General features: G+C 74.2%; 29 protein-coding genes. 15 read left to right on the forward strand and 14 right to left on the reverse strand.

What is annotated here, in order from left to right:
* Window positions 1-68: 68 nt before the first annotated feature.
* Window positions 69-620 carry a DUF2231 domain-containing protein gene (locus K7862_RS01055; protein ID WP_222959497.1) on the reverse strand — a complete coding sequence of 184 codons (552 nt, stop codon included), beginning with the start codon at window positions 618-620 and terminating at the stop codon, window positions 69-71.
* A 214-nt stretch (window positions 621-834) separates the two neighbouring features.
* On the opposite strand from K7862_RS01055, the gene K7862_RS01060 reads away from it, so the two are divergent.
* From K7862_RS01060 to K7862_RS01090, 7 genes are all read left to right on the forward strand, one after another.
* The gene (locus K7862_RS01060; RefSeq protein ID WP_222959498.1) at window positions 835-1518 is read left to right on the forward strand and encodes a response regulator transcription factor; all 684 of its coding nucleotides are present in this window, start codon (window positions 835-837) and stop codon (window positions 1516-1518) included.
* Window positions 1515-2879 carry a sensor histidine kinase gene (locus tag K7862_RS01065; RefSeq protein ID WP_222959499.1) on the forward strand — a complete coding sequence of 455 codons (1365 nt, stop codon included), beginning with the start codon at window positions 1515-1517 and terminating at the stop codon, window positions 2877-2879. The genes K7862_RS01060 and K7862_RS01065 overlap by 4 nt, the downstream gene beginning before the upstream one ends.
* A 139-nt stretch (window positions 2880-3018) precedes the next feature.
* Window positions 3019-3537, forward strand: a complete 519-nt coding sequence (locus tag K7862_RS01070) for a hypothetical protein (protein WP_222959500.1) — start codon at window positions 3019-3021, stop codon at window positions 3535-3537.
* Window positions 3534-4511, forward strand: coding sequence for an FAD:protein FMN transferase (locus tag K7862_RS01075; RefSeq protein WP_222959501.1), 978 nt, complete (start codon window positions 3534-3536; stop codon window positions 4509-4511). The genes K7862_RS01070 and K7862_RS01075 overlap by 4 nt, the downstream gene beginning before the upstream one ends.
* On the forward strand, window positions 4508-5281 hold the full coding sequence (locus K7862_RS01080) for a ferric reductase-like transmembrane domain-containing protein (protein WP_222959502.1): 774 nt from the start codon (window positions 4508-4510) through the stop codon (window positions 5279-5281). Before K7862_RS01075 ends, K7862_RS01080 begins: the two co-directional genes overlap by 4 nt.
* On the forward strand, window positions 5278-6570 hold the full coding sequence (locus tag K7862_RS01085) for an NADH-ubiquinone oxidoreductase-F iron-sulfur binding region domain-containing protein (RefSeq protein ID WP_308011782.1): 1293 nt from the start codon (window positions 5278-5280) through the stop codon (window positions 6568-6570). Before K7862_RS01080 ends, K7862_RS01085 begins: the two co-directional genes overlap by 4 nt.
* Entirely contained in the window at window positions 6567-6800 is a 234-nt protein-coding gene (locus K7862_RS01090) for a ferredoxin (protein WP_222959503.1), read from the forward strand. Before K7862_RS01085 ends, K7862_RS01090 begins: the two co-directional genes overlap by 4 nt.
* A gap of 14 nt (window positions 6801-6814) precedes the next feature.
* Here the strand turns inward: K7862_RS01090 and K7862_RS01095 are convergent, their stop codons facing one another.
* Together K7862_RS01095 and K7862_RS01100 are read right to left on the reverse strand one after the other, a co-directional pair.
* Window positions 6815-6982: a DUF8730 family Cys-rich protein gene (locus tag K7862_RS01095; RefSeq protein WP_222959504.1), complete on the reverse strand. Its 168-nt coding sequence runs from the start codon at window positions 6980-6982 to the stop codon at window positions 6815-6817.
* A gap of 19 nt (window positions 6983-7001) precedes the next feature.
* Window positions 7002-7400, reverse strand: coding sequence for a DUF302 domain-containing protein (locus tag K7862_RS01100; protein ID WP_222959505.1), 399 nt, complete (start codon window positions 7398-7400; stop codon window positions 7002-7004).
* Between the two features lie 149 nt (window positions 7401-7549).
* Between K7862_RS01100 and K7862_RS01105 the strand changes: the two genes are divergently transcribed.
* The 4 genes from K7862_RS01105 (at window position 7550) to K7862_RS01120 (ending at window position 11893) form a co-directional block, all read left to right on the forward strand.
* A complete protein-coding gene (locus K7862_RS01105) occupies window positions 7550-9733 on the forward strand; it encodes an MMPL family transporter (protein WP_222959506.1) in 2184 nt (727 codons plus the stop codon).
* 73 nt (window positions 9734-9806) lie between these two features.
* Window positions 9807-10073, forward strand: coding sequence for a metal-sensitive transcriptional regulator (locus K7862_RS01110; protein ID WP_222959692.1), 267 nt, complete (start codon window positions 9807-9809; stop codon window positions 10071-10073).
* 167 nt (window positions 10074-10240) lie between these two features.
* Entirely contained in the window at window positions 10241-11101 is an 861-nt protein-coding gene (locus K7862_RS01115; RefSeq protein WP_222959507.1) for a universal stress protein, read from the forward strand.
* Window positions 11102-11212: 111 nt separating this feature from the next.
* Window positions 11213-11893, forward strand: a complete 681-nt coding sequence (locus K7862_RS01120; RefSeq protein ID WP_222959508.1) for a CBS domain-containing protein — start codon at window positions 11213-11215, stop codon at window positions 11891-11893.
* On the opposite strand, the gene K7862_RS01125 is transcribed toward K7862_RS01120, so the two are convergent.
* The 7 genes from K7862_RS01125 to K7862_RS01155 all read right to left on the reverse strand — a co-directional run bounded on the left by K7862_RS01125 (window position 11880) and on the right by K7862_RS01155 (window position 17225).
* A complete protein-coding gene (locus tag K7862_RS01125; RefSeq protein ID WP_222959509.1) occupies window positions 11880-12533 on the reverse strand; it encodes a CBS domain-containing protein in 654 nt (217 codons plus the stop codon). The two genes, K7862_RS01120 and K7862_RS01125, sit on opposite strands and share 14 nt — an antisense overlap.
* A gap of 73 nt (window positions 12534-12606) precedes the next feature.
* Window positions 12607-13122: a flavodoxin domain-containing protein gene (locus tag K7862_RS01130; RefSeq protein WP_222959510.1), complete on the reverse strand. Its 516-nt coding sequence runs from the start codon at window positions 13120-13122 to the stop codon at window positions 12607-12609.
* A 47-nt stretch (window positions 13123-13169) separates the two neighbouring features.
* On the reverse strand, window positions 13170-13865 hold the full coding sequence (locus K7862_RS01135; RefSeq protein WP_222959511.1) for a CBS domain-containing protein: 696 nt from the start codon (window positions 13863-13865) through the stop codon (window positions 13170-13172).
* 31 nt (window positions 13866-13896) lie between these two features.
* Window positions 13897-14772, reverse strand: a complete 876-nt coding sequence (locus K7862_RS01140) for a universal stress protein (RefSeq protein ID WP_222959512.1) — start codon at window positions 14770-14772, stop codon at window positions 13897-13899.
* 27 nt (window positions 14773-14799) lie between these two features.
* A complete protein-coding gene (locus tag K7862_RS01145) occupies window positions 14800-15675 on the reverse strand; it encodes a universal stress protein (protein ID WP_222959513.1) in 876 nt (291 codons plus the stop codon).
* 180 nt (window positions 15676-15855) lie between these two features.
* Window positions 15856-16428 carry an Rv1733c family protein gene (locus tag K7862_RS01150; protein WP_222959514.1) on the reverse strand — a complete coding sequence of 191 codons (573 nt, stop codon included), beginning with the start codon at window positions 16426-16428 and terminating at the stop codon, window positions 15856-15858.
* Between the two features lie 140 nt (window positions 16429-16568).
* On the reverse strand, window positions 16569-17225 hold the full coding sequence (locus K7862_RS01155; protein WP_222959515.1) for a helix-turn-helix domain-containing protein: 657 nt from the start codon (window positions 17223-17225) through the stop codon (window positions 16569-16571).
* A gap of 290 nt (window positions 17226-17515) precedes the next feature.
* On the opposite strand from K7862_RS01155, the gene K7862_RS01160 reads away from it, so the two are divergent.
* On the forward strand, window positions 17516-19249 hold the full coding sequence (locus K7862_RS01160; protein WP_308011790.1) for a sensor histidine kinase: 1734 nt from the start codon (window positions 17516-17518) through the stop codon (window positions 19247-19249).
* A gap of 93 nt (window positions 19250-19342) precedes the next feature.
* Here K7862_RS01160 and K7862_RS01165 read toward each other — a convergent pair whose 3' ends face one another.
* The 3 genes from K7862_RS01165 to K7862_RS01175 all read right to left on the reverse strand — a co-directional run bounded on the left by K7862_RS01165 (window position 19343) and on the right by K7862_RS01175 (window position 21782).
* Complete coding sequence (locus K7862_RS01165; protein ID WP_222959517.1) at window positions 19343-20323, reverse strand: Acg family FMN-binding oxidoreductase; 981 nt, start codon at window positions 20321-20323, stop codon at window positions 19343-19345.
* 94 nt (window positions 20324-20417) lie between these two features.
* Entirely contained in the window at window positions 20418-21122 is a 705-nt protein-coding gene (locus K7862_RS01170) for a response regulator (RefSeq protein WP_222959518.1), read from the reverse strand.
* A 174-nt stretch (window positions 21123-21296) separates the two neighbouring features.
* Window positions 21297-21782 (reverse strand): CBS domain-containing protein, encoded by a 486-nt coding sequence (locus K7862_RS01175; RefSeq protein WP_222959519.1) that lies wholly within the window; start codon window positions 21780-21782, stop codon window positions 21297-21299.
* Window positions 21783-21953: 171 nt separating this feature from the next.
* Here K7862_RS01175 and K7862_RS01180 point away from each other — a divergent pair, with 171 nt between their 5' ends.
* Window positions 21954-22853 (forward strand): universal stress protein, encoded by a 900-nt coding sequence (locus tag K7862_RS01180; protein WP_222959520.1) that lies wholly within the window; start codon window positions 21954-21956, stop codon window positions 22851-22853.
* Between the two features lie 22 nt (window positions 22854-22875).
* Here the strand turns inward: K7862_RS01180 and K7862_RS01185 are convergent, their stop codons facing one another.
* A complete protein-coding gene (locus K7862_RS01185; RefSeq protein ID WP_222959521.1) occupies window positions 22876-23415 on the reverse strand; it encodes a hydrogenase maturation protease in 540 nt (179 codons plus the stop codon).
* Between the two features lie 207 nt (window positions 23416-23622).
* On the opposite strand from K7862_RS01185, the gene K7862_RS01190 reads away from it, so the two are divergent.
* Both K7862_RS01190 and K7862_RS01195 read left to right on the forward strand, forming a co-directional pair.
* Window positions 23623-24771, forward strand: coding sequence for a 4Fe-4S dicluster domain-containing protein (locus K7862_RS01190; protein WP_222959522.1), 1149 nt, complete (start codon window positions 23623-23625; stop codon window positions 24769-24771).
* Window positions 24768-25241, forward strand: a complete 474-nt coding sequence (locus K7862_RS01195; RefSeq protein ID WP_222959523.1) for a cyclic nucleotide-binding domain-containing protein — start codon at window positions 24768-24770, stop codon at window positions 25239-25241. Before K7862_RS01190 ends, K7862_RS01195 begins: the two co-directional genes overlap by 4 nt.
* Window positions 25242-25259 lie beyond the last annotated feature (18 nt).

Here is a 25259-nt window from a genome sequence, read left to right on the forward strand (position 1 = left end):
AGCGGGACGGCCCCACGTCCCCGTCGTGCGCGGAGCCGCCCGGTGCCCGCCGGATCTCCGCCGGGTGCTCAGTCGTGGTGCGCGCTCGCGGACTTGTCGTAGTTGTCGTGCCAGGCGGCCTTGGCCCCGGATTCCCCGATGCGGTAGACGTCCACGACGGCGCCCACCGAGACGACGACGGCCAGCGCCAGGACCACGGCACGCACGATCCCGGGCGCGGCCCGGCGCGCGGCGACCGGTGACGTCCCCTCAGCGGTGGCCTGCTCGTCCGGACCGGCCTGAGCGGAGTGCCCGAAGCGGCGTCCGAGCCACCAGACGGCGAGCGTCGCGACGAAGAGACCGAACGCCCACGGCAGCAGACCGTCGCCGAGTTCGGTGTGCTTGTGGATGAGCGGGTCGTTCCCGACCCGCGATTCCAGCCACTCCCCGGCATGCGTGGTGACCGGCACCATGCCGAGGGTCACCAGCCCCATGATCGGGAGGACGAGGCCTATGCGCCGGGCGAACCGCGGCTGGACGGCGCATACGACTGCGGCCAGGGCGGTCAGCGGCACCATCACCAGGATGAAATGGACGAACAGGACGTGGGCCGGCAGACCGTCGATGTGCGTGAGGCTCATGCGTTCTCCAGTGCAAGGACAAGTGGGGGGATGCGTGTGAGGCGTGGTGATGCCTCCGTGTCGCGCGGGAGTTGGCAGCCTTGCACGGCAACTTCTCAGCTTCTTCTGAGCCGGTGCCCGCCAGGAGCCGCCGGGGACCGTTCGTGTGACAGCTCGTGCTCCCGCCGGAGCGACCGTCGGGCCCGGGCCGCGGGTGGGCGCCTACGATGAGGAGATGCGCGTGCTAGTCGTGGAGGACGACCGGGGCATCGCCGACCTTCTGGTTCGCGGCCTGGAGCGCGCCGGGTACGAGGCAGCCGCGGTGTCCTCCGGCACGGAGGCCCTGACGGCGTCGCCCGAACCCGATGTCGTCCTGCTGGACCTCGGCCTGCCCGACATGGACGGCACCGAGGTGTGCCGTCGGTTGCGCACCCGGTCCGACGTCGCCGTGATCGTCGTGACCGCCCGCGGGGAGGAGGGCGACCGGGTGGCCGCACTGGACGAGGGCGCGGACGACTACCTGGTGAAGCCCTTCGGTCTGGCCGAGCTGCTCGCCAGGATCCGGGCGGTGCTGCGGCGGGTGCGTCCGGCGGACCGCGAGCTGCTGTCCCACGGCGACCTCACCGTGGACCTGCGCACCCGCACGGTGCGCGTCGGCGAGCGTGAGGTGGCGCTGACCCCGAAGGAGTTCGACATCCTGGAGGTGCTCGCCGTGGACCCTGGTCGCGTGGTCTCGCGGCAGGAGATCCTCGAACGGGCGTGGGACGAGCACTGGTACGGGCCGACGAAGGTGCTGGACGTGCATGTGGCCGCGCTGCGGCGCAAGCTCGGCACCCCGGGCCTGGTGGAGACGGTGTACGGCAGGGGTTTCCGGCTGGGACCGGCTGCCGGGCAGGCCGACGGGCCCGAGGCGCCATGACGCGCCGCGTCGCCCTCGCGGTGATGGCGCTGGTCACCCTGGTGTTGCTGATCGCCGTCCTGCCGCTGGGGCTGTCGCTCGCCCGGCAGGAACGCAACTCGTTCCGGGACGGCACCGTCGCCGCGGACCGGGCCCTGGCCGCCGCCGCCGAGGAACACCTGCCGGTGCGGGGTTCAACGGCGCCCCTGCGTCGGTTCCTCGAGCGCAGCACCGAGCCGGGCGACTGCTCCGCCGTCTTCGACGCGGCGGGACGTGAACTCGCGGTGACCCCGTGCCCCGGCGCGACGGGCGCCCAGGCGGCCGCCCGGAGTGAGCAGTGGGCGGCCCTCGCCCGCAGCGTCCTCGCGCACCCGCGCACGGTCACCCGCTCGCAGGACGACCGCCTGGTCGTCGCGGTGCCGGTCGGCGACGAGTCCAGGACGGTGGGCGTGTCGGTGCTGTCCCGGTCGTCCGACGCGACGGACGACCGGATCGCGGCGATGTGGCTGCGGCTGGCGGCCGTAGGCGTCGGCGGTCTGGTCGCCGGGGCCCTGCTGGCCGTGTTCCTCGCACGCTGGGTGGGCCGGCCGCTGCGGGCCGTGGACGCCGCCGCGCACGAACTCGGCGAGGGCGACCTCACGGCACGCGCGGCCGCGGGGCGGGGACCGGTCGAGGTCCGGAGGCTCGCCGCCACCTTCAACACGATGGCGGCCCGGATGGAGGCGCTGATCCACGGGCACCGCGCGGTGATCGCCGATGTATCCCACCAGTTGCGGACCCCGATGGCCGCCCTGCGGCTGCGGCTGGACATGCTCTCCGCCGACGCGGACGAGGCCGCCGGGCCGGACTTCGCGGCCGCGCAGCAGGAGATCGCGCGGTTGTCGCGCCTGGTGGACGGTCTGCTGGCCGTGGCCCGGGCGGAGAACGCCGTGCCGCGCCCGGTGGCGGTGCGGGTGGACGAGGTGGTGGCGGACCGGCTCGCCGCCTGGGCCCCGGTGGCCCAGGACCGCCGGGTCCGGCTCACGGCCCGCTGCCACCCGGGGCTGACCGCCCGCCTCGGCCCGGGCGACCTGGAACAGGTCCTCGACAACCTGCTCGCCAACGCGCTGGACGCCCTCGACGAGGGAGGACACATCGCGCTCGACGGTCTGGCGCGCCACGGCCAGGTGATCCTCACGGTGACCGACAACGGGCCGGGAATGAGCAGGTCGGCCCAGGAGACGGCCTTCCACCGCTTCAGCGGCCCCGAGACCTCCGGTACCGGCCTCGGTCTGGCCATCGTCCACCGGCTGCTCACGGCCAACGGCGGGTCCGTCCGGCTGGAGGACACCCCGGGCGGCGGGCTGACCGTCGTACTCGAACTTCCTCCGGGTGACCGCTGACCTGCATGTATGAGGCAGCTCACGCTTCACGCGGCGGGTCTTAACCACTTCTGAGGATTCCCTGAACCGGTTCCCGACGGGCCGCCCGGCAGGCTGGTGACCGTACGTTGCCCGTCGTGCCGTGAGGACATCCACGCCAATGCGCCGTCGCCCCCGCTTCCAGCCCGAGCCCCGCACCGCGGACCTCCCCCTGGAGGAGGCAGCCCGCCGCCGTGACAAGGGGCGGTTCAGGATCAGGGCCACGACCGGCTGGGCGCTCGCCGCGGCCGTCGCGGGTACCGCGGCCCTGGGGGCCGGCTACGCCCATGCCATCCCCGGCTCCGCGGCCCACTCCTCCCCCGCACAGTCCCCGGCGGCTCAGCCGCCCGGCGGCACCAGCCATGCGCCTGCCACCGCACCGGGCGGCGCCACCTCTCCCGCCCCGGCCGGCGGCCGCCCCTCCCCCACGGCCAAGCCCTCGAAGCCCGCCGCGCCGCCGAAGACCACGCATCGGCCGGCCACGACCGGCACCACGCACCGGCCCGCCAAAACCCGCACGCCGCCGGTCACCACGCATCAGCCGGTGAAGTCCACCAAACCGTCGACCGGTCTGCGTCCGCCGACGACCCCGCCGGCACCGACGACGCAGCCGCCGCAGACCACGACGGGAGGATCATGACCCACAGCTCCCGGCTCCCGAGCCCGGCCGCGGCCATCGACCGCGTCGCGTTCCCCGCACTGGGTACGACGGCGGTACTGCTGACCGCGGATCCCGCGGGCACGGCCTCCGCCGTGGCGGCGCTGAAGGCGGAACTGGTCGCCATCGACGACGCGTGCAGCCGGTTCCGCCCTGATACGGAGCTGTCCCGCGTCAACGCGTCCGCGGGTTCCGGCCGGCCGGTGCCGGTCGGTCCACTGCTGGCCGAGGCCCTCGAGGTGGCCCTGCGCGCCGCGCGGCTCACCGATGGGGTGGTGGATCCCACGGTGGGACCGGCCGCTGTGGCGCTCGGTTACGACGTCACCTTCACCCGGGTCGCACGGACCGGTCCGACGCCCGCGCTGCATCCCGCCAAGGGCTGGCAAACGGTCGGCTGGGATCCCGAGCTGCGGCTGCTGCGGCTGCCGCCGGGCAGCGCGCTCGACCTGGGCGCCACGGCCAAGGCCCTGGCCGCGGACCGGGCGGCACGAGCGGCCGCCGCGGCGGCACGCTGCGGCGTGCTGGTCAACCTCGGCGGCGACCTGTCCACCGCGGGCCCCGCGCCGGCCGGCGGCTGGCGGGTGGCCGTCGCGGACGACCACGCCGAACCGGCCGGACCGGGCCTGCCGGTCGTCGCCCTCAGCAGCGGCGGCCTCGCCACGTCCGGCACGACGGTGCGCACCTGGGAGCGCGGCGGCCGGACCCGCCACCACATCATCGACCCCGCCACCGGGGACAGCGCCCCGGCGGTCTGGCGCACGGCCAGTGTCACCGCCGCCGACTGCGTCGACGCCAACACCGCCTCCACGGCCGCCATCGTGATGGGCGAGCGTGCCGTGGACTGGCTGCGCGACACCGGGCTGCCGGCCCGGCTGGTGCGCGCCGACGGCGGCGTCGTCCGCCTCAACGGCTGGCCGCCCGAGGATCGACCCGCACCGGAAGGGACCCGCATATGACCGCCCACACGGCCGTCCTGCTCGCGGCGTCCGGGCCGAGCCCGCTGTGGTACGCCACGCGGGCCGCCGGCACGGCGTCGCTGGTGCTGCTGACCCTGACCGTCGTCCTCGGGATCGCCGCGGCCGGACGCTACGCGCCGCGCAACATCGGCCGGTTCGAGGTGTCCGCACTCCACCGCAATCTGTCGCTGATGACGCTGGTCTTCCTGGCCCTGCACATCGTCACCGCCATCGCCGACAGCTTCACCCACATCGGCTGGCCGGCCGCCGTCGTCCCGTTCGCCTCGTCCTACCGCCCCCTGTGGGTCGGCCTCGGGGCCGTCGCGCTGGACCTGCTGCTGGCCGTGGGAATCACCAGCGCGTTCCGCCGGCGGATCGGGCACCGCATGTGGAAGGCGGTGCACTGGTCGGCATACGCGGCCTGGCCGGTCGCGCTCTTCCACGCCGCCGGCACCGGCACCGACACCCGGCTCACCCCGCAGCTGCTGCTGTACGCGGCATGCGTCGCCGCGGTCCTGGGTGCCGTCTGGTGGCGGCTGGCGCGTGCCGGGGCCGGCTCCCGGCGGGTCCGGTGGTGGGTGCTGCCCGCCACCGGGATCGTGCCGGTCCTGCTCGTGGTGTTCCTGGCCACCGGGCCGCTGCGTCCCGGCTGGTCCCACCGCGCCGCCGCCACGTTCCCGTCCAAGCCCGCGGTGGCCACGGCCCCGGCCCTTCCGGCCGGGCCCGCGGCGTCCGCATCGTCGACCCCGCAAGGAGGGGAGAGCGAGTGACCTCCGAGACCGCGATGCCGATCACCGGCCAGGACATGCCCGTCCCGTACGGCGTCCGTCTCCTGAGCGGCTGGTTCGCCACCGGCGGGCCCACCGGCCTGGACGAGCACCTCGCCCGCTTCGGGGCGGCCCCCACCGGTCGCGCCCCCGCGACCCTGGCGGACGACGTCGAGGCGGCGGGCCTGACCGGCAGGGGTGGCGGCGCCTTCCCCACCGGACGCAAGCTGCGCACCGTGGCGGCCCAGCGGGGGCCCGCGGTGGTGGTCGCCAACGGGATGGAGAGCGAGCCCGCCAGCCGGAAGGACGAGACCCTGCTCGCGCTCGCCCCGCACCTGGTCCTGGACGGCGCGGTGCTGGCCGCCGCCGCGACCGGCGCGTCGACCGTGCATCTGTGCCTGCCCCGCACCAGGAGCGACCAGGCCGCGCTGCTGGGCCAGGCCGTGGCGGACAGGAACCGGGTCCGGCTGGACGAGGCCGGGATACGCGTCCACACGCTGCCGCACCACTTCGTCTCCAGCGAGGAGACGTCGCTGGTCAGCTGGCTCAACGGCGGCGGCGCACGTCCCCGGCCGACCCCGCCGCGACCCTTCGAGAAGGGCGTCGGGAAACGGCCCACGTTCATCGCCAACGTGGAAACGCTGGCGCACATGGCACTCATCGCCCGGTACGGCCCGGACTGGTTCCGTGAACTGGGCGGCGCCGATGCACCGGGGACGACTCTGGTCACCCTGTCGGGCGCGGTCCGCAACCCGGGCGTCTACGAGATGCCCATGGGCACGTCCGCCCGGCAGGCCCTCACCGTGGCGGGCGGGCCCAGCTCCCGGCTCGGCGCCGTGCTCGCGGGCGGATTCTTCGGAAGCTGGCTCCCCGTGCCGCTGGATCCCGCGGCCCGCCCGCGCGGCGCCGGGGTGCTCGTGGCGCTGCCCGAGGACGCGTGCGGCCTGGCCGAGACCGCCGCGGTGCTGGCCTATCTCGGAGGACAGAGCGCGGGCCAGTGCGGGCCCTGCACGTTCGGCGTGCCGTCCGTCGCCGAGGACTTCGCCGAACTGGCGTGGGGGCGGCCGGGCGCCGAGCTCCTGGAGCGGCTGCACCGGCGGCTCGGACTGCTTCCGGGCCGGGGAGCCTGCCGCCACCCCGACGGTGCCGCCCGGCTGGCCACCTCGGCACTGCAGGTCTTCGGCGACGACGTGCTGCGGCACCTTCAGTACGGGCCGTGCCCGCATGCCGCGGAACCGCTGAGGCTGCCCGTTCCGGCGGACGGCCCCGCGGCCGAGGAGGGCTGGCGATGAGCCGCGACCACGAACTCACAGTCGACTTCGCCGCCTGCGACGGCCACGGTCTGTGCGCCGAGCTGCTGCCGGAACGCATCGCCCTGGACGAATGGGGTTATCCCGTCCTCCGGGACTCCGCCGTCCCGGGCCCGCTGCTCGCCCACGCACGACGAGCCGTCGCCGCCTGCCCTGTGCTGGCGCTGCGCCTGAGGCCGGCCCGGCGCGGGGAGGGACCGCGCACGGGCTGACCGTCGCCCCTTCCTCAGCGCCGGCCGAGGAGGCGCTTGAAGAAGCCCCCGCCGGTCCCCGCGTCCTCGGCGCAGGTGCAGCGCTGGGACTTCGGGACACCGGCCAGAACCTGGTCGACGTGCATCCCGCAACCGCGGTACGTGAACTTCTGACAGGTCCTGCAGACGGCTCGTCGGCACATGGTGGTGGCTCCTTCGTTCTCAGCCGAGTGACGCCAGCGCGGCGCCGAGGCGGCGGCGCGCCTCGTCGGCGACGGGGCGCAGTTCGGGCAGGCCGGTCAGTTCGACCATCGTTCCCGGGTCGAGGGCCTGGACGACGGACCCGCCGCCGGGGTCGGCGCGCACCACGACGTTGCAGGGGAGGAGCAGTCCGATGGACGACCGGTCGGCCTCCAGGGCCTGGTGCGCCAGCGGCGGGTTGCAGGCCCCCAGAATCAGGTACGGCTCCATCTCGGCGTCGAGTTTCGCCTTGAGGGTGGCACGGACGTCGATCTCCGTGAGCACCCCGAATCCCTGGGCCGCGAGGGCTTCCCGCACCCGCGGCACCGCCTCGTCGAACGGCACCGGCAGCGTGACCGTCTGCCCGTAGTCCTTGCTCATGACCTGCCTCGCTCTCAGGATCGTCCTGCTGTCCAATATACCCCCGAGGGTATTTGCACGCCCGGCCTCACTCCGCCTACCGTGGATGTCGAGATACCCCCTGGGGTATCTCCACGAACGCGTCCCGCACGGCAGGAAGGCCTTGTCCCATGACGTCCGCGTCCTCACTCGGAGTCGAGTCGGCCGACCGGCGGCCCCGCCCCTCCGACCCACCCGGCACGCCCGGGGCACCCGGGCCGTTCGGCCGGCTCGGGGCCTGGTCGGCGACCCACACCAGGAGTGTCTTCGTGCTGTGGGTGATCGTGGTCGCCGTCCTCGGCGCCTTCGCACCCAAGGTGGAATCCGCGCTGTCGGGGGCCGGATGGCAGGCCGACGGGTCGCAGTCGGTGGCCGTGCGGCAGATCGCCCAGCAGCACTTCGGCGGCAACGCCTCGTCCGCGATCGAGATCGTGGTGCACGCCGACCGGCCGGTGGACGACCCCGCCGTGCGGCACGTCATCGCGCAGGCCGAGACCATGGTGCGGGCCGACCCGCGGGTGGCCGCCGTGGTGCCCCCGCAGCCCGGCGCGACGATCAGTCCCGACGGCCGCACGGCGATCGTCCTGGCGGGGGCCAAGGCGGATCCGAACGCGATGGTGCGCGCGGCCGACGACCTCAAGGGCCCGCTCGCCGGCCTGTCGGGGCACGGTGTGACGGTCCACGCCACCGGAGCGTCCGTGCTGTGGAGCGACTTCAACACCGCCAACCACAACGCGATGATGCACTCGGAGATCCTCTCCTGGCCGGTCACCATGATCATCCTCGTGCTGGCCTTCGGCTCCCTGGTCGCGGCGGGACTGCCGCTGCTGCTGACCATGGCGGGGCTCGGCGCCTCGGCCGGCTCACTCGTGCTCCTGACGCATCTGACGCCGGTGTCGATCTGGGCGATGAACTTCGCGATGATGTTCGCCCTGGCACTCGGCATCGACTACGCCCTGTTCATGGTCATGCGGTTCCGCGGGGCCAGGGCGAGCCGTGGTCGCGGCACCGTCGCGGCGGTCGTGGAGACCATGGACACCGCGGGCAAGGCCGTCGCCCTGTCCGGCGCCACCGTCCTGGTCAGCCTGTCGGCCGTGATGCTCGTACCCTCCCCGGCCTTCCGCTCGATGGCCGGCGGCATCATGCTCGCCGTCGCCTTCGTCCTCGCCGCCACACTGACCCTGCTGCCCGCGGTACTGGCCAAGCTCGGACACCGGGTCGACGCCGTCTCCCTGCCCTGGGCGAAGACGGGCGAGCACCGCTCCCCGCGCTTCGCCGCCTGGGGCGAGCGGCTGTGGCGCCGGCCGGTGGCCTACGGCGCCGCCTCCCTGGTCGTCCTGCTCGCGCTGGCCGCTCCGGTGATCGGGCTGCGCACCGCCATGCCGTCCATCGCCGTCCTGCCGAACGACGCCTCGGCGCGCGCCGGCTACACGGCCGTACAGCACGCCTTCGGCCCCGGTGCCCCGGGCACACTGCAGATCGCCGTGCCCACGGCCGCGGCGGACGAGGCCGCCGGGATCGCCCGGCACACGCCGGGCGTCGCCGCCGTCGTGCCGCCGCAGGCCGCGACCGACCATTCCGGGTGGTCGATGATCCAGGCCGTCCCGAAGGTGGACCCGTCCGACCCGAAGCTCTCCGGGACCGTGCACACCCTGCGCGCGGAGCTGCCCCACGGCAGCCTGGTCGGCGGCGCCGCCGTGGAGAACCTCGACCTGCAGCACCTCCTGACGAGCAGGACGCCGCTCGTCATCGGTGTCGTCCTCGGTCTCGGCTTCCTGCTGCTGCTCATCGCCCTGCAGGCACCCCTGATCGCCGCGTTCGGCACCGCCGCCAGCCTGCTCTCCACCGGCGCCGCCTTCGGCACCGCCCGGCTGATCTTCCAGGACGGGCACGGCGCCGGGCTGCTGGGCTTCACCTCCCAGGGCTTCCTCGACGGCTGGGCCCCGGTGTTCTTCTTCGCGATGATCTTCGCCATCGCGATGGACTACACCGTGTTCCTGCTCGCCTCCGCCAAGGAGCACTACGAACGCGGCCGCGACGTCAAGGACGCCATGGTCGGGGCCATGGCACACTCCGGCCGTGTGATCTTCGCCGCCGCGGCGGTCATGGTCGCCGTGTTCTTCACCTTCGCCGTCTCCGGACCGCTCCCGCCCAAGGAGATGGGCATCGTCCTCGGCGTGGCCGTCCTGCTGGACGCCGTCCTGGTCCGGCTGATCCTGCTGCCGGTCCTGCTGCGGCTGGCCGGCCACGCCGCCTGGTGGAGCCCGTCCTGGCTGCGGCGCGTCCTGCCGTCGGTACGGTTCTCGCACGACTGAGGGTCTGATACCCCCTGGGGTACCCTGGGGGAACGCACACGTGAGCGATGAGGAATGAGGTGCGGCCATGGGCATGGCAGTGGACGAGGACTCCGTGCAGGCGGTCCTGAACCGGCTGCGCCGCGCGCAGGGCCAGCTGTCCGGAGTCATCGCCATGATCGAGGCCGGCCGCGACTGCAAGGACGTCGTCACGCAGCTCGCCGCCGTCTCGCGCGCCCTGGACCGCGCCGGATTCAAGATCGTCGCCAGCGGGATGCGGCAGTGCATGGCCGCGGCGGACGAGACCACGCCCCCCATGACCGAGGCCGAGCTGGAGAAGCTCTTCCTCGCCCTCGCCTGACCTTCCGGCTCCTGCCCCGGGACGCTCAGCCCCCGACAGGGGCCGACCGGCCCTGTTCCCGCGGCGCGCGGGCGCGTGACGCTGGAGGGGACCGGGCCGGGCGCACGGCGCCGGCCGGGTGTCCGGACAGGCTCGCAGTCCTGTCCGGACGAAGGCGGTGGTCAGCGATGACAGGACGACTGGTCGTCGGAATCGACGGCTCCCCGGCAAGCGCGGCAGCGGCCGCCTGGGCCGGTCAGGAAGCGGCGTTGTGGGACGCGGACGTCCATCTGCTCAACGTCTGGCGCCCCCCGGTGAGCAACGTGCAGTTCTCACCCAACCCCGAGGCCTACCGGTTGTGGGAGGAGGACCGGCTGGCGGGCACGGCGCGAGACGTGCGCGGGACCTACCCGGGGCTGACGGTGACGGCCGAGCAGGCCTCGGGCACCCCTGTGAAGGTCCTGCTGCGGGCTGCCGCCACCGCCGACATGCTCGTCCTCGGGTCCGGCGGCCTCGGCAGGATGAGCCGCTTCCTCCTCGGCTCCGTCGGCCTGCCGGTGCTCGCTCACAGCGAGCGGCCGGTGGTGCTGGTGCGCACGCCAGAGGGCTCGGACGTCGCGGGACCCGACGTCGTGGTCGGCGTGGACCTCGGTGCGTCCGTCGACGCGCTCATGGCCTTCGCCCTCGCCGAGGCGGAGGTCCGCCAGTCGACCTTGAGGGTGGTCCACGCGGACGACGTCCGCAGGATGTACGGGTACGCGGCCCCGCAACTCGACCCGGGCCTGGCCCTGGAGTTCCGCGCCGAGCAGGAGACGGCGCTGGCGAAGGCGCTGGCTCCGTGGCGCAACGGACCGCAGGGCGGGCGCGTGGTCCAGGAGGTGGTCACCGGACCGGTGGTGTCGAGTTTGATCGACGCCAGCGCCGGCGCCGGGCTGCTCGTCGTCGGCCGCAGGCGCGGCTCCCTCCACGTGGGGGCGCACATCGGTCCCGTCACGCACGGCGTCGTCCACCACGCCGGCTGTCCGGTCGCCGTGGTCGCCCACGACTGAGACACCCACGACGGACGCGAGGACTGTGAGACAACCATGATCCCCCGGGGGCCGTTCAGCCGATCGGGGCACCGGACGGCCGGCCTCCTCATCCGCGAGGAGTGATACGCCATGACAGGCGGCCCGCACATCGTCGACGACGTGATGACGCGATCGGTCGTGTCCGTGGACCGCGGCACACCGTTCAAGGAGATCGTGCGGATCCTCCAGGAGCACCGGGTCACCGCTGTGCCCGTGGTCGGGGCGGACGGCACCGTCGCGGGGATGGTCTCGGAGGCGGATCTGCTGCCCAAGGAGGAGTTCCGCGACGCCGACCCCAGCCGGCTGGGCCAGCTCCGGCGCCTCGACGACATGGTGAAGGCCGGCTCCGTCCACGCCGTGGAGCTGATGACGACGCCGGCCGTCACCGTCGAGTCGGGTGCCACGCTCTCGCGAGCGGCCCGGATCATGGCGGAGACCAAGGTGAAGCGGCTTCCGGTGGTCGACCCGGCCGGCATCCTGTGCGGCATCGTCAGCCGCGGCGACCTGCTGAAGGTGTTCCTGCGGGACGACGAGGAGATCGCGGAGGAAGTGCGGCGGGAAGTCGTCGGGTACCTGTTCCCCGGCGAGCCCTCCCCGGTCCGGGTCGACGTCGCGGAGGGGACCGTGACGCTGCACGGGCGGGTGCGCGACACCTCGCGCGTCCCGGTCGCGGCCCGGCTGGTCCGCGCCGTCGAGGGGGTCGTCGACGTCCGATGGGACCTCGGCCCGCCTCCGTCACGGCCGCATGACGCCGGGCTCAGGACGCGGTGACCGCCGCGGTCAGGTCGTCGTGGACGTCGACGACGCCCTCGACCGTCCTGGCCAGGCGCCCGGCCACCGGGATCAGGCCCGGCTCCAGCACGTCGCCGGAGAGCGTGACCAGACCGTCGCTGACGTCCACGGTCACCGCCTGCTCCCCCGGGAAGAGGGCGTTGACGACGTCGTGCCGGACCTCCTCGGCGATCTCGTCGTCCGAACGCAGGAAGACCTTCAGCAGGTCGCACCGGCTGACAATGCCGGCGAGCTTGCCCTCGGCGTCGGTGACGGGCAGCCGCTTCACCTTCCGCTGGGCCATGATGCGGGCGGCCTGCGCCAGGGTGGCGTCGGCGTGCACGCACACCGCGGGGCTGCTCATCAGCCGGCCCGCGGTGACGGCGTCGGCCTTGGCCATCTCGGCGAGCCGGTGGATGTCGTCCACTCGCGACGGATCGCTCTGCCGGTACTCCTCCTTGGGCAGCAGATCCGCCTCCGACACCACCCCCACCACCCGGCCCTCGCCCTCGAGCACCGGCATGGCGCTGACCTTCCACTGCTCCATGGTGCCGACGATGTCCTTGAAGGTCGCGTCCTGGCCCAGGGCCACGACCGTCTGGGTCATGACGTCGCTGACAGTGCGCGGTGAGGCGTACATGATGTCTCCGTAAGTTGTCGGGTGGCCCGATGACGACGGGACGGCTGGCGTCGGCGCGACCGGGACCCGGTCGTCAGATCAACTGCCGTCGTTCCGTCGACGCCGTGGCGGCGATGCGCTCGGCCCAGGCCGTCACCCGGCCGGAGTCCCGGAAGTCCCCGCCCTTTCCCTTGCTCAGGATGAGCCGGGCGACCAGGCCGCGGGCGCCGGGGACCAGCCGCCCGCCGAACGTGACGTGTTCGACGGCATCGGCCCCGTCGGCGATCCGCAGCGCGCCGGACACCGGCGGAATGTCGCGCTCGGCGGCGGAGGAGTCCAGCGGCCCGCTGCTGAACAGCCACAGCGGAAGCATCCGGAGCCCCTGGCGGTGGCGGCGGGCGAAGCGGGTCGCGTCGCGCAGCCAGCGGCCGGCGTACAGGCCGGAGCCGAGCACCACCGCGGTGTACCGGTGCAGGTCGCGGACCTCGGCGGCCGGGCGTACGTCGGAGGCGACACCGGCGTCGGTGAGGGTGCGGCCGATCCAGGCGGCGATCTCCGCGGTGCCGCCGTTCTTCGACGCGTAGGCGACCAGCACCCGGGGCTCGGTCATCGTCGTTCACCTCTCGTCCGCGTTCGGCGCGCGTCGGACCGGCGGTCTCACGGCAGCACGCGTGTGCGCTCCTGCGGCGACGAGACCGCCACCGCCTCGTCCGTGCGGTAGTCGAGCGTTCCCGTCACCTCGACGACGCCGTCGACTCCTTCGCACAGCCTCTTCACCACGGGTACCAGGCTGCGGCGTTCGACGGTGCCGTGCAGGGTCACCCGTCCGTCGCTGACGTCGACGCCCACCTCGTCGGCGCTGATGCCGAGCATGCGGTCGAGGATGTCGCCGCTGATCTCCTCGCGGATGAGGTGGTCGCGGCGCAGGAAGATCCGCAGCAGGTCCGCGCGGCTGATGATGCCGACCAGCCGGCCGGTGTCGTCGACGACCGGGAGCCGCTTCACCCCGTGGTGGTCCATGATCCTGGCGGCCTGCACGACCGTCCACGCGGGGCGGGCCGCCACCACGGGCGCGCTCATCAGGGTCCGGGCGGTGGTCGGCGCCCTGCCGGGCTCCAGCGGAGGGATGTCCAGGATGGCCAGCAGCCCGGCGGTGTCCGGCAGCGCGGCCTCCCTGCGCAACAGGTCCGCCTCGGAGACGACGCCGATCGGGCGGTCGTCGTCGTCCACGACCGGGACGGCGGTGATGTCGTGATCGGCGAGCGTCTTGGCGATCTCCTTGAACGGGGTGTCCGCGTGGACGCGGTGGACCGAATGGGTCATCAGGTCGCTCACGGTCCGGTGCTTCGTCATCGATCCCGCCTCCCAGCAGGTGTGCGGCGCCTCAACTTCCGTGCGGCAGGGGCGCGATGATCAGCGGACAGTCGGTGTGGTGGATCAGCGCCCTGCTCGTGGAGCCCAGCAGCATGCCGCGGAAACCGCCGAGTCCCCGGCTGCCGACGACCAGGCATCTCGCCTGCTGCGCCAGCGACGCCAGCACGAGCGCGGGGTTGCCGGACAGGATCTCCTGGCTCACCGAGACGTCCGGGTGGCGCTCACCGTAACCGGCCAGCACCTCGGACAGGTTGAGCTCGGTGACCTCGGGCAGTTCCGCCCAGGTGTAGTCGCGTGGGCGGCGTACCTCGACGGCCACCAGGTCCGTCTTCACCGCCTCGGCCTCCGTGAACGCGAGGTCGAGGGCGACGTGCGACGAGGACGAGCCGTCCACGCCGACGACGACGGGCGCGTAGTCGGGGACGTCGGTCTCGGGTTCGGGCACCAGCGCCACCGGGCACGGCAGATGGCCGGCCAGGGCGTGTCCCTTGCCGCTGCCGGCGAAAGCGCCCTCGATGCCGGTGAGACGCCGTGCGCCGAGTACGAGCATGTCGGCGGTCTCCGCGTTCTCGCGGAGGACCTGCACCGCACGGCCGTCGGCGAGTTCGGTCGTCACGGGCAGGCCCGGCCGCCCCGCTGCCGCGGTGAGCCGGGCGTCGTCGAGCAGCGCCTCGCCGTTGGCCCGGAAGTGCCGCGACCACACGTGTGCCGGATGGTCCGGTCCTGCGTCCGGGGACGTCCCGCGCGGCCACTCCTGTGCGTGGACGATGTACAGGGACGCCCCGCGGGCCACGGCCTCGTCCGCCGCCCAGTCGATGACGTGGGCGCTCACCTGGGGGTGGGCGCCGGAGACGCCCGCCACCACTTTCCGATGGTTCCTGGGCATGGGTCCTCCCGCGGGTCCCTCCTGCGGTCAGCTCCGCTGGGGAACGACGGCGACCGGGCAGGCGGCATGGTGCAGAACGGTGTGGTTGGCCAGGCCCAGTTGCATCCCGATGCTCCCGCGCGGCCGGCGCGCGCCGACGACGAGCAGATCGCTCGTGGCAGCGGCTTCGAGCAGCGCCGTGTGCGCGCGCCCCTCCGGCACCCGTGTCTGCACGGTGACCTTCGGGTAGGCCTGCGCGGTGGCGAGCAGCGCGCCGCCCAGCGCGCGTTCGGCTTCGTGCTCGTCGTGGTCCGAGCCGTCGCCCGAGACATGTGCCGTTCCGGGCAGTTCGTGGGCGGGACGGTGCCAGGCGTGCACGGCCAGCAGGTCCGCCTCACGGACCTCGGCCTCCCGGAAGGCGAACTCGATGGCCGCGGCTGATTCGCCCGGGCCGCCGACGCCCAGTGCGATCCGGCCCGACTCGTCACCGCTGTTGTCGGGTTCACCCCGCACCACGATGACCGGGCAGGTGGCGTAGGCGGCGACCTCCAGGCCGGTCGAGCCCAGCAGCATTCCGCTGATGGCGCCGCGGCCACGGGTTCCGACGACGACGGCGAAGGCGGCTTCCGCCGCACGCAGGAGGGCCATGCCCGGGTCGGACGAGACGAGTTCGGTGGTGACCTTCAGGTCGGGGGCGATCCGGGCCGCCCGTTCGGCGGCGGAGGCGACGATGTGCTCGGCCATGAGATGCCCGGCCGAGGGCGCCGTCCCGAAGGCGGGCTTGACGGTCTCGTACCGCTCCCACAGCGACCCGTGCACCAGCCGGACCGGCACGTCGTGCCGGGCGGCCTCGGCCACGGCCCAGTCGATGGCTCGCAAACTCGCATCCGATCCGTCGACACCGACGATCAGGGGGGCGTTCATGGGGCTACCGCCTTCCGGTGTGCGCGTTCTCGCGGTCCGTTCTCACCGTCGCACGCGGCCCGCGGGGCCCGTCAGGGCCGGAACGTCCTGGCGTGGGGGCCGGTCGGCCCTGATGCCGGCCTCGACCCATGAGTCCCATGGCTTCTGTGGATCGCATGCGTCGCATGAAGTCGGCTCCGCTCACCCGCGGGCGGCCGTGCCCCACTCCGGGCCGATGCGGGCCCACTCCCGGTCCAGGTCGGCGGAACGCCGGTGGTCGAGGTAGCGCTTGGTGCACGCCCACCCCGTACCCGCGACCAGCGCGGTGCCGCCGGCCGCGCCCATCCCGAACGCCACGGCGCGGGCCCGCACGTACGCCGCGTCTTGCGGGTTCTCGCGGAGGGCCCCCGAGCGGTCCAGCCAGACGGTGACGCGGCTTCCCGCCGGACTCGTCGGCCGGACCAGCGCCAGCCCGTGGTGCGTGCGGCCGTCCGGCGTCGTCCAGCGGACGTCGGAGCGGACGCCGGTCGCCTGCATCGTGCCGTAGCCGTAGCTGCTCGGCGGCGCCTGCCGGGTGAGGACCGCCGTGGTCGTGTGCCATCCCGCGGGCGGGGTGGCCGCGGCCGCGGAGCCGAGACCGGTCGCCACACCGGCGGCGGGGGCTCCCACGGCCAGTACGGCCGTCAGCGCGACGGCACTCCATGCCTCGGCCCGGTCCGTGCCGCGCTTGAGCGGATTGCGGCGCCAGCGCCAGAACCTCACGGTGGTCCGCATGGCCACGGCCCCCTTTCGGTCCGGCCGTTCTCCTGCGACCGTCGCACGGCGGCGGCGGGCGACGACAGGGGCCGCGCAGACCGCGCGCAGGGCCGAACGGCCCCCCGAGCGGGGCCCAAGGTCCGTGCGAGCCGTGCGGATCAGCCGGCGGTGATCCGCCGGCCGGTGACACGGCGCGGTTCGATGCGGATCCACACGGGCCGGTCCCCTCCCGCCCAGGGACCCGTGCGGGCGCGGTCCGCGAGATCCCGCCGTTCGTCCGCCTCCGTGACCGCGGCGGCCGGACCGAGGACCAGGACGCTCCAGCCCTCGCTGAGCGCCTCGTCGATCCGGTCCACCTCGAAGGCGACCTCGTGGTCCGCGGCCAGGGACGGCGCGGCGGAGGGTGCGGTCCTGAAGACGACGGCGCCGTCCGTCACGACGTAGTTGACCGGGACGATCGCCGGGCCGTCGTCGGTGGTCACCGCCACGCGCCCGACCCCGTGGTCGGACAGCAGGGTGAGGCATTCCCGCAGGCCGAGTGGGATGAGGGAGGGGTGGTCCGCCGCCTCGCCGAGGCCGGGTGGCAGCCCCGCGTCGGCTCCGCGCAGCCGCGGAACGCTCGTCTCCAGGGCCTGGGCGACCCTGAGCAGGCACGTGGGTCCCGGCGAGGCGAACGGCTGTTCCTCCACGTACTGCAGGTACCCGGGCGCGATACCGGCCCGCTCGGCCACCTGCTCCCTGGTCAGGCCGAGTTCCTGACGGCGCAGCGCCAGGCGCCGGCCGATGTCACCGACCGGAGCGGATGCCTGTGTCATGGGATCACGTCCCTTCGTCGGTCCCGTTCCCGTCCGCCGGCCCTGCGGCAGCCCGGGCGGCCGGCCGGACGCCGGCCGGCGCAGTTCCAGCCTCACCACCGGCGACGGCACCCACAGGAGGCGGAGGGCCCTCGGTCCGGGGCCGTGCGGCCCTCGGCAGGGGCGGCACCTGTCTGCCGGAACGGCCGCGCGAGGGTGCGCGTCAGGCAGGCGGGCCGCGCGCCGCGCGACTACCGTGGCCGGTGAGACGACATTCGGTCGCGGCGCGCGGGACGCGCCTGGAGGCAGCGGTGGGCGAGGCCGGCGGCAGCCAGGGCGGCGGGGACGGTGAGCACGAGTACCTTCCCCGGCTGGAGCTGGACCAGCTCCTGGACGAGCTGAAGGTACGGATCGACGCCGCGCGGGGGACGCAGGACCGCATCCACAGCCTTCTGGAGGCGGTGCTGTCGGTGGGCCGCGAGCTGGACCTGCCGCATGTCCTGCGCCGGATCGTGGAGTCGGCCGTGCTGCTGGTCGACGCTGAGTACGGCGCCCTGGGCGTCGTGGAGGGCGACCGGCTGTCGGAGTTCCTGACCGTGGGGGTGACCGAGGAGGAGGTCCGGGAGATCGGCCCCCTGCCCTCGGGCCACGGCATCCTCGGCGAGCTGATCCGGCACCCCGTGCCGCTACGGCTGGACGAGATCGCCGACCATCCGGCCTCGTACGGCTTCCCGCCCCACCACCCTCCGATGCGGTCGTTCCTCGGCGTTCCGATCCGGGTCAGGGAAGAGGTCTTCGGCAACCTGTACCTCACCGAGAAGCGCGGCGGGCGCGCGTTCGACGCGGAGGACGAGACCGTCCTGAACACCCTGGCCGTGGCGGCGGGCGTCGCCATCGAGAACGCCCGGCTGTACAAGGCGGCGCGGGACCGGCAGCGCTGGATGGAGGCCAACGCCGACATCGTCGCCGCCCTGCTGTCCGGCGCCGACGAGATGGAGGTCCTGGAACGCATCGTCCGGCACGCGCGGACCATCGCCAAAGCCGACCTCGGGGTCGTGGGGCTCCCGGCGGGCGACGGCGTGAACCTGCAGGTGATGATCGCCATCGGCATCGACGCCGACGACCACCACGGTCTCGTCCTCCCCCGCGAGGGCTCGTTCATGGGCGCGGCCATGTCGGCGGGAAAGCCGATCTCCACCCCGGAGATCAGGAAGGACCCCCGGCTCACCGCCGGGCCCCCGCGCTTCAGCGGTCTGGGACCGACGGTGGCCGTGCCGATGGTCACCGACGAGGGGACGCGCGGCGCTGTGCTGCTGGCGCGCAAGGAACACACGCCTCCGTTCACCGAGGCGGAGACCACTCCCCTGCTGGCCTTCGCGGGCCAGGCCGCCCTGGCCCTGCAACTGGCGGAACGGCGCAGGTCCGCCGAGCAGCTCGCCGTCCTCGAGGACCGGGACCGCATCGCCCGGGATCTGCACGACCTGGCCATCCAGCGGCTGTTCGCCACCGGCATGACCCTGCAGAGCGCGGTGCGCTTCGTGGAGCACCCCGAGGCCCGGGAACGACTGCTGCGGGCCGTGGACGACCTCGACGAGACCATCAAGATCATCCGGTCCACGATCTTCGGCCTGCGCGCCAAGGAGGCCGACCAGCGCCCGCAGGGCCTGCGGGCACGGTCCGCCGCCGCTGTCGAACAGGCCGCCGGGCCGCTCGGGTTCACCCCCGTCCTGCACATGGAGGGACTGCTCGACACCGACGTGCCTTCGGCCACCGCGGACGACGCCGTCGCCGTCCTCACCGAGGCGCTGTCCAACGCGGCACGCCACGCCGGGGCGTCGGCCGTCGAGGTCACCCTGGTGGTCGCGGAGGGATGGCTGACGGTGTCGGTCACCGACAACGGGCGGGGCATCCCGGAGAAGGCTCCGCGCAGCGGGCTGCGCAATCTCGCCGCGCGGGCCGGCCGGCTCGGGGGCCGGTTCGAGGCGGGACCGGGGCCGCAGGGCGGCACGCGGCTGGCGTGGTGTGTGCCGATCGACGTGCGGTAGGCGGCCGAGCCGTCAGCGGACTTCCGTGCGACCGGTCGCGGCTGGCGTCAGCGGTCCGCCGCGGGCCGTCGGAGGAACCGGTCGCGGCTCGCGTCAGCGGCCGGGGTCGAGCACCTCGTGCACCGGCCGGCGCGGCGTCGCCGGACCCTCGGGCCCGTACCCGAACCGGATGAGCATCTGGACGTGCGCGGTTCCGCCGCGCGGGTCGCGCATCGCCCAGTGCGCCTCCGGCCACTCCACGGCCTGGCTGAACAGCGAGGCCCGCACACCGTGCGCGGTGGCGACGAGCAGCGCGCGCTCCAGGCCCTGCCCGGCCCGCAGCCAGTCCGCCGGCCTGTCGTGCAGCGTGCCCAGAACGGCCACGGCCGGACGCTCCTCGAAGGGCGCCGGCTCCTGCGGGTGGGCCGCCCTGCCGGTGGTGTAGTCGCGGACGGGGAGGTGCCCCGTGGCGTCCCGGGGGCCGAGGGCGAGGGCGGGGATGCCGTCGTCGGCTCCCTCCCGGACCCAGGCGCGGCTCTCCGTGCTGCGGCCGGGGTCGGAGGCGGCGAGCCGCTCGGCCTCCGCCGTCAGTTGCAGGATGCGCGCGGTCTCCGCCGGCCCGGGGAAGACCAGCATGGCGCCCTCGGCGGTCACGGCCTCGGTGATCTCCGCGCGGATGTCGTCGGGAACGGGCGGCCCGTCGAAGGGGAAGCGGCTGCTGTGCCGGCGCCACAGCGCGTCGTACAGTTCGGCGCCCTCCCACGCGTCGCCGGCCCGTCGCGGCCCGGCCAGCCGCACCGCCGCCAGGAAGCCGGGATCGGCGGGCCTGGGCAGCAGGTGGACGACCGGCTCCCAGCCGAAGTGGGCGACGGCGGCCCGCAGGTTGAACACGGCGGCGCCGGCGGAGAGGTGGAGGGCCTGACCGGCCGGGTCGGTGTTCCGCAGGGTCCGGTCGGCGGCGGCGCGCACCTCGATCGTGGTGGTGGCCGGGTCGAGCCGGAAGCGCCAGGGTTGCGTGTTGTGGATCGAGGGCGCGGCCACGGCCGCGGAGACCAGCTTCTCCAGGGTCGCCCCGTCCAGCGCTGCGGTGCTCATGGCCGCCTCCTCCGGTCGTCGCGCTTCCAGCCTGAGCCGCGGGATCCGGCGCGGCCAGAGGCCGCAGGTCACCGCCTGCGGGTCCGAACGGCCCTCAGCCGTTGCCGTGGTGGCGGTGTCCGCCCTCGGGCGCGCCCTGGGTGGCGATGACGGCTGCCTGGACCCGCCGTTCCACGCCGAGCTTGGCCAGCAGCCGGGAGACGTTGTTCTTCACCGTCTTCTCCGACAGGTAGAGCCGGCGTCCGATCTGACGGTTCGTCAGTCCCTCGCCGATGAGTTCGAGGATCTCACGTTCGCGCGGCGACAGCCCGGACAGGGCCTCCTGGCCGGGCTCCGGCGGCGCGTCGTCGTCCCGCAGCCTGCTCATCAGCCGGGCGGTCGTCGCCGGATCCAGCAGGGACTGCCCGGAGGCGACCGTGCGCACCGCCGACACCAGGTCCGAGCCCTTGATCTGCTTCAGCACGTACCCGGCCGCGCCCGCCATGATCGCGTCCAGCAGTGCGTCGTCGTCGTCGAACGAGGTGAGCATCAGGCAGGCCAGCTCCGGCATCGACGACCGCAGCTCCCGGCACACCGTGATGCCGTCGCCGTCCGGCAGCCGCACGTCCAGCACCGCGACGTCCGGGCGCAGGGCCGGACCGCGGGCCAGGGCATGGTCCGCGGTCCCCGCCTCCCCGACGACCTCGATGTCCGGCTCGGCGTCCAGCAGGTCGTGCAGACCCCTGCGCACGACCTCGTGGTCGTCGAGGAGGAACACCCGGATCGGGGACGGCGACGAGAACCGCCGCGGCTCGCTCATGGTCGGCCCCTCACCTCTGACGTCGCCGGCGCCCTGTGGCGCGGTCCTGAACTAGATCCTTAACCGGGCACTGCGCCTTCTGCTAGGGCCGAACGGGCCCGTTGCGCGCTCCCGGCCAGGCCCCGTCTCCACGGGCGCGGTGCGGTGGCGGACCGGCGGCGTCCACAGTCACCGTCATGGACCCGCATCCGGTCGCCCGCCCACGACGTCGAGGCCGCCCGGCTGCGGGGAGTCCTCCGTGAACGGGGCCGCCAGGGCGCACCGGGCCGCCGGCCCCAGCAGATCGGAGATCATGCCGTGCGCCTGCAGCAGCAGGTCGTCCACCGACACCACCCCGACCGTCCATGTGCCGTCCAGTACCGGCAGACGGTGCACCTCGGCCCGCTGGAACGCGCGGCTCGCGGTGACGAGGTCGTCGTCCGCGTCCACGGTGACGACGGGCGCGGACATCAGCTCTCCCACCGGGGACCGCGGATCGGTCCCGTCCGCGAGACAGCGCATCACCAGGTCCCGGTCCGTGACGATTCCCACCAGCTTCCGGTCCCGGCACACCGGCAGGCACCCGACGCCGGCCTCGCACAGCACACGCGCGGCGGTCCGCACCGGGACGTCCGGTGCCACGGTGACGGCCGGGCCGCGCATGACGTCCGCGATTCTCACGAGTGGCTCCCCTTCCCCCTCGATGGGCGTCCGGCTTCCAGCGTCGCTGCCCGGTGGCCTTCTCCCCAGGGCCGACCGGGCCTCCCCCGGTCCCCGCTCGGCCCTATCCGCCTCCGCCGGGCGGACGGAGCCTGGAAGACAGAGGCCGGGAGAGGGAAGGAGGCGTCGATCATGGTCTACTCGATCGTTGCCGGGGTGGACGGTTCGTCGGCGAGTCTGGCGGCGGTCCACTGGGCGGCTCGTGAGGCGCTGCGGCGCGATACCGAGCTGCTGGTGGTCCACGCGACACCCGCGCGGCCGGGACGGACGACGCTGGCCACGCCCACCGATCCCCGCCCCCGGCCGGCCGGCAAGCGCTGGACGCCGTTCCACGTCGCCGACGAGCTCCGGAACGCGTATCCCGCGCTGTCGGTGGTCGCGGACGAGATGTCCGGTCAGCCGCTGCCCGCACTGCTCGAGGCCGCACGGCGCGCCGAACTGCTGGTCCTGGGGGCGCACGGCGGAAGGACGGCGGCCGGGTTCCTGATCGGCTCGGTGGCGCTGGGCGCGGCCGGGCGGGCGCCGATGCCGGTGGTCCTGGTCCGGCCGGGCACGGCCCCGGCGGACGAGCACTTCCCGCCGCCCGACGGCGGTGAGGAGCAGGGTCCCTACCGCGACGTCGTCCTCGGCGTGAACCTCGCCTGGCCCAGTGAACGTGTCGTGGGCTTCGCCTTCGACGCGGCGGCCCGCCGCACCGCGGCGCTGCGGGTGGTCCATGGCTGGAGCACCCCCGAGTCGCACCAGGACACGGTCCCCGAGGACGCGCTGCCGTTCGGGACCGCCTTCGACGAGGCGGCGGTTCTCGGGAAGGTGCTCGCTCCGTGGCGGGACAAGTTCCCGGGGACGAACGTCATCCACGAGATCGTCGTGGGGTCCGCCGACCGCCACCTGCTCGACGCTGCCTCGGACGCCTCCTTGCTGGTCATCGGGCGGCGCCCCCGTCCCACGGCGATCGGCCCCCGCAGCGGCTCCACGACGCACACGGTGCTGCGGCACGCTCAGGTCCCGGTGGCGGTCGTCCCGTCCGGCTGACACCCCTGGGCCGGGCCGCCGCTCACTCCCTGCACGGCTGCCCCGCAACAGCCCCCGGCCGCGCCCCGGCCGCCGCGGCGAGATCCCGCCGGATTCCGGCCGCCACGACCCTGACGGCCGCGGCGACCGGCAGCGAGAGCCCGGTGCCGTACGACATGTCGCCCGCTTCGATCGCGTAGACGACGAGACGCCGCGGGAGCCTGCCGAGCGACGCCGCCAGGCCGAGGGCGTCGGCGAGGCCGAACCCGTGGGAGCTGGTCGTCGCAGGGAGCCCGGCCGGCCGGCCGTCGCCGAACCGGAGGCGGTGCACCGTGCCCGGCCGCGCGGGGACCGCACGCGCCGCGTCGGCCACGACCGCCAGGTCGGCGCCCTCCCAGAACGCGACGAGACGAGCGGGGTCGCCGTCGCAGACATGGAGCTGCGTGCCGGGCGGCAGCAGGTGCCGGTCCGCCGGGCGGCCCAGGCGGGCCACGACCGCCCACCCGGCCGCGTCGTCGCGCCGGAAGCGGCTGCCGACGCCGATGACGCAGATTCGCGGCGCACCCGCGGCGTCAGGATCCATGCGGACACTCTCCCCGCGGGAGGGTCCGCGGCCCGTCCCGGCACATCCCGAACGGTCCGGACGGGGGATAACAGCCCCCGGCCGGCGGCCGCGCGCGTGTGTCGGGCGCCCCGGGTGCCCGGTGGCTCGCAGACTGGCGGAGGACGGACACGGCGCACGACGGGACGGCGCCGCGAAGCCGTCCCCCGTGACGTTCCGGAGGCGGCCATGGCGGACGTGCCGCGCAGCGCGGTGATCGGCAGGGACGGACTGGACTCTCTGATCCGCGCTCTTTCGGCGCGCGGGCGGACCGTGGTCGGTCCGACCGTGCGCGACGGTGCCGTGGTCCTGGCGGAGCTGAGCGGCGGCGACGACCTTCCGTACGGCTGGGGTGTGGAACTGGAGGCGGGACGCTACCGGCTGGTGGAGCGCGCCGACGGTGCCGCCTTCGCGCACAGCGCGGGCCCGCAGTCCTGGAAGACCTTCCTGCATCCGCAGCGCGAACGGCAGTGGACCGCGGATCGGGACAGCGACGGCGCCATGACGTTCAGTCAGGAGGCTACCCCGGCGCCCTCCTACGCCTTCCTCGGCGTGCGTCCGTGCGATCTCCGTGCCATCGCGATCCAGGACCGCGTGCTGACCGGCGGTCCGCACGAGGACTCCAACTACCGGAGCCGCCGCGAACGCGCCCTCCTCGTGGCGGTGGAGTGCACCGAGCCCGGGGCCACCTGCTTCTGCGTCTCCATGGGCACCGGACCGGCGGCCGGACCCGGCTACGACCTCGCTCTCACCGAGGTCGTGGACGGGGCCGGCCACCGCTTCCTGGTGCGGGCGGGCACGGCCGAGGGCGCGTCGCTGCTGGACGAGATCCCCCACCGGACCGCGGACCCGGGGACGCGTGCCGCCGCCGAGTCGGCGGTCACCGCGGCGGCCGATCACATGGGCCGGACGATGCCCCCCGTGGACCTCCAGGCCCTCATGCGGGGGACGCTGTCGGCGGAACGCTGGGACGACGTCGCCTCGCGCTGTCTGACCTGCGGCAACTGCACGATGGTGTGCCCGACCTGCTTCTGCACGACCGCCGAGGACATCACCGACCTCACCGGCGACCACTCGGAACGGTGGCGGCGCTGGGAGTCGTGTTTCGACCTGGAGTTCACCCACCTGCCCGGCGGACCGGTGCGGGCCACGCCGCACAGCCGGTACCGGCAGTGGGCCACACACAAACTCGGCACCTGGTACGACCAGTTCGGCAGTTCCGGGTGCGTGGGGTGCGGCCGCTGCATCGTCTGGTGCCCGGTGGGCATCGACATCACCGAGGAGGCTCACGCGCTGGCGCGTGAGCGCGACGCCCACGCGCCGGCGGAGGAGCGGTGACGGCGACCGCCCGGCGTTTCCTCGACGCGCTCCCGGCGGTGTACCGCGAACGGCTGCTCTCCTTCGCCCGCGACCGCTCCTTCACCGCGGGTTCCCGTGTGTTCGACGAGGACGAGGAGGCCGGCCTGTTCTGGATCCTGCGCTCGGGCCGGGTCGCCCTGGACGCGCAGGTCCCCGGCCGGGGGCCGGTGGTCGTGGAGACCCTGGGCCCCGGGGAACTGCTCGGCTGGTCCTGGCTGTTCGAGCCGTTCCGCTGGCACCTGGGCGCCGCGGCGTCCGAAGCGGTGGAGGCCCACGAGTTCGATGCCGCCCGGGTGCGCGCCGCCATCGAGGACGATCCCGCGTTCGGACTGGCGATGACCCGCTGCGTCGCCTCGGTGGCGATCGGACGGCGCCTTCGGGCCTGCCGCATCCGGCTTCTGGACCTGTACGGACCGGCGAACGGTGCCGGACGCCGGGGGCCGCCGTGAGCCCGGGCGATCCTGTGC

The sequence above is a fragment of the Actinacidiphila acidipaludis genome, assembly GCF_019890725.1.
Lineage (GTDB): Bacteria > Actinomycetota > Actinomycetes > Streptomycetales > Streptomycetaceae > Actinacidiphila > Actinacidiphila acidipaludis.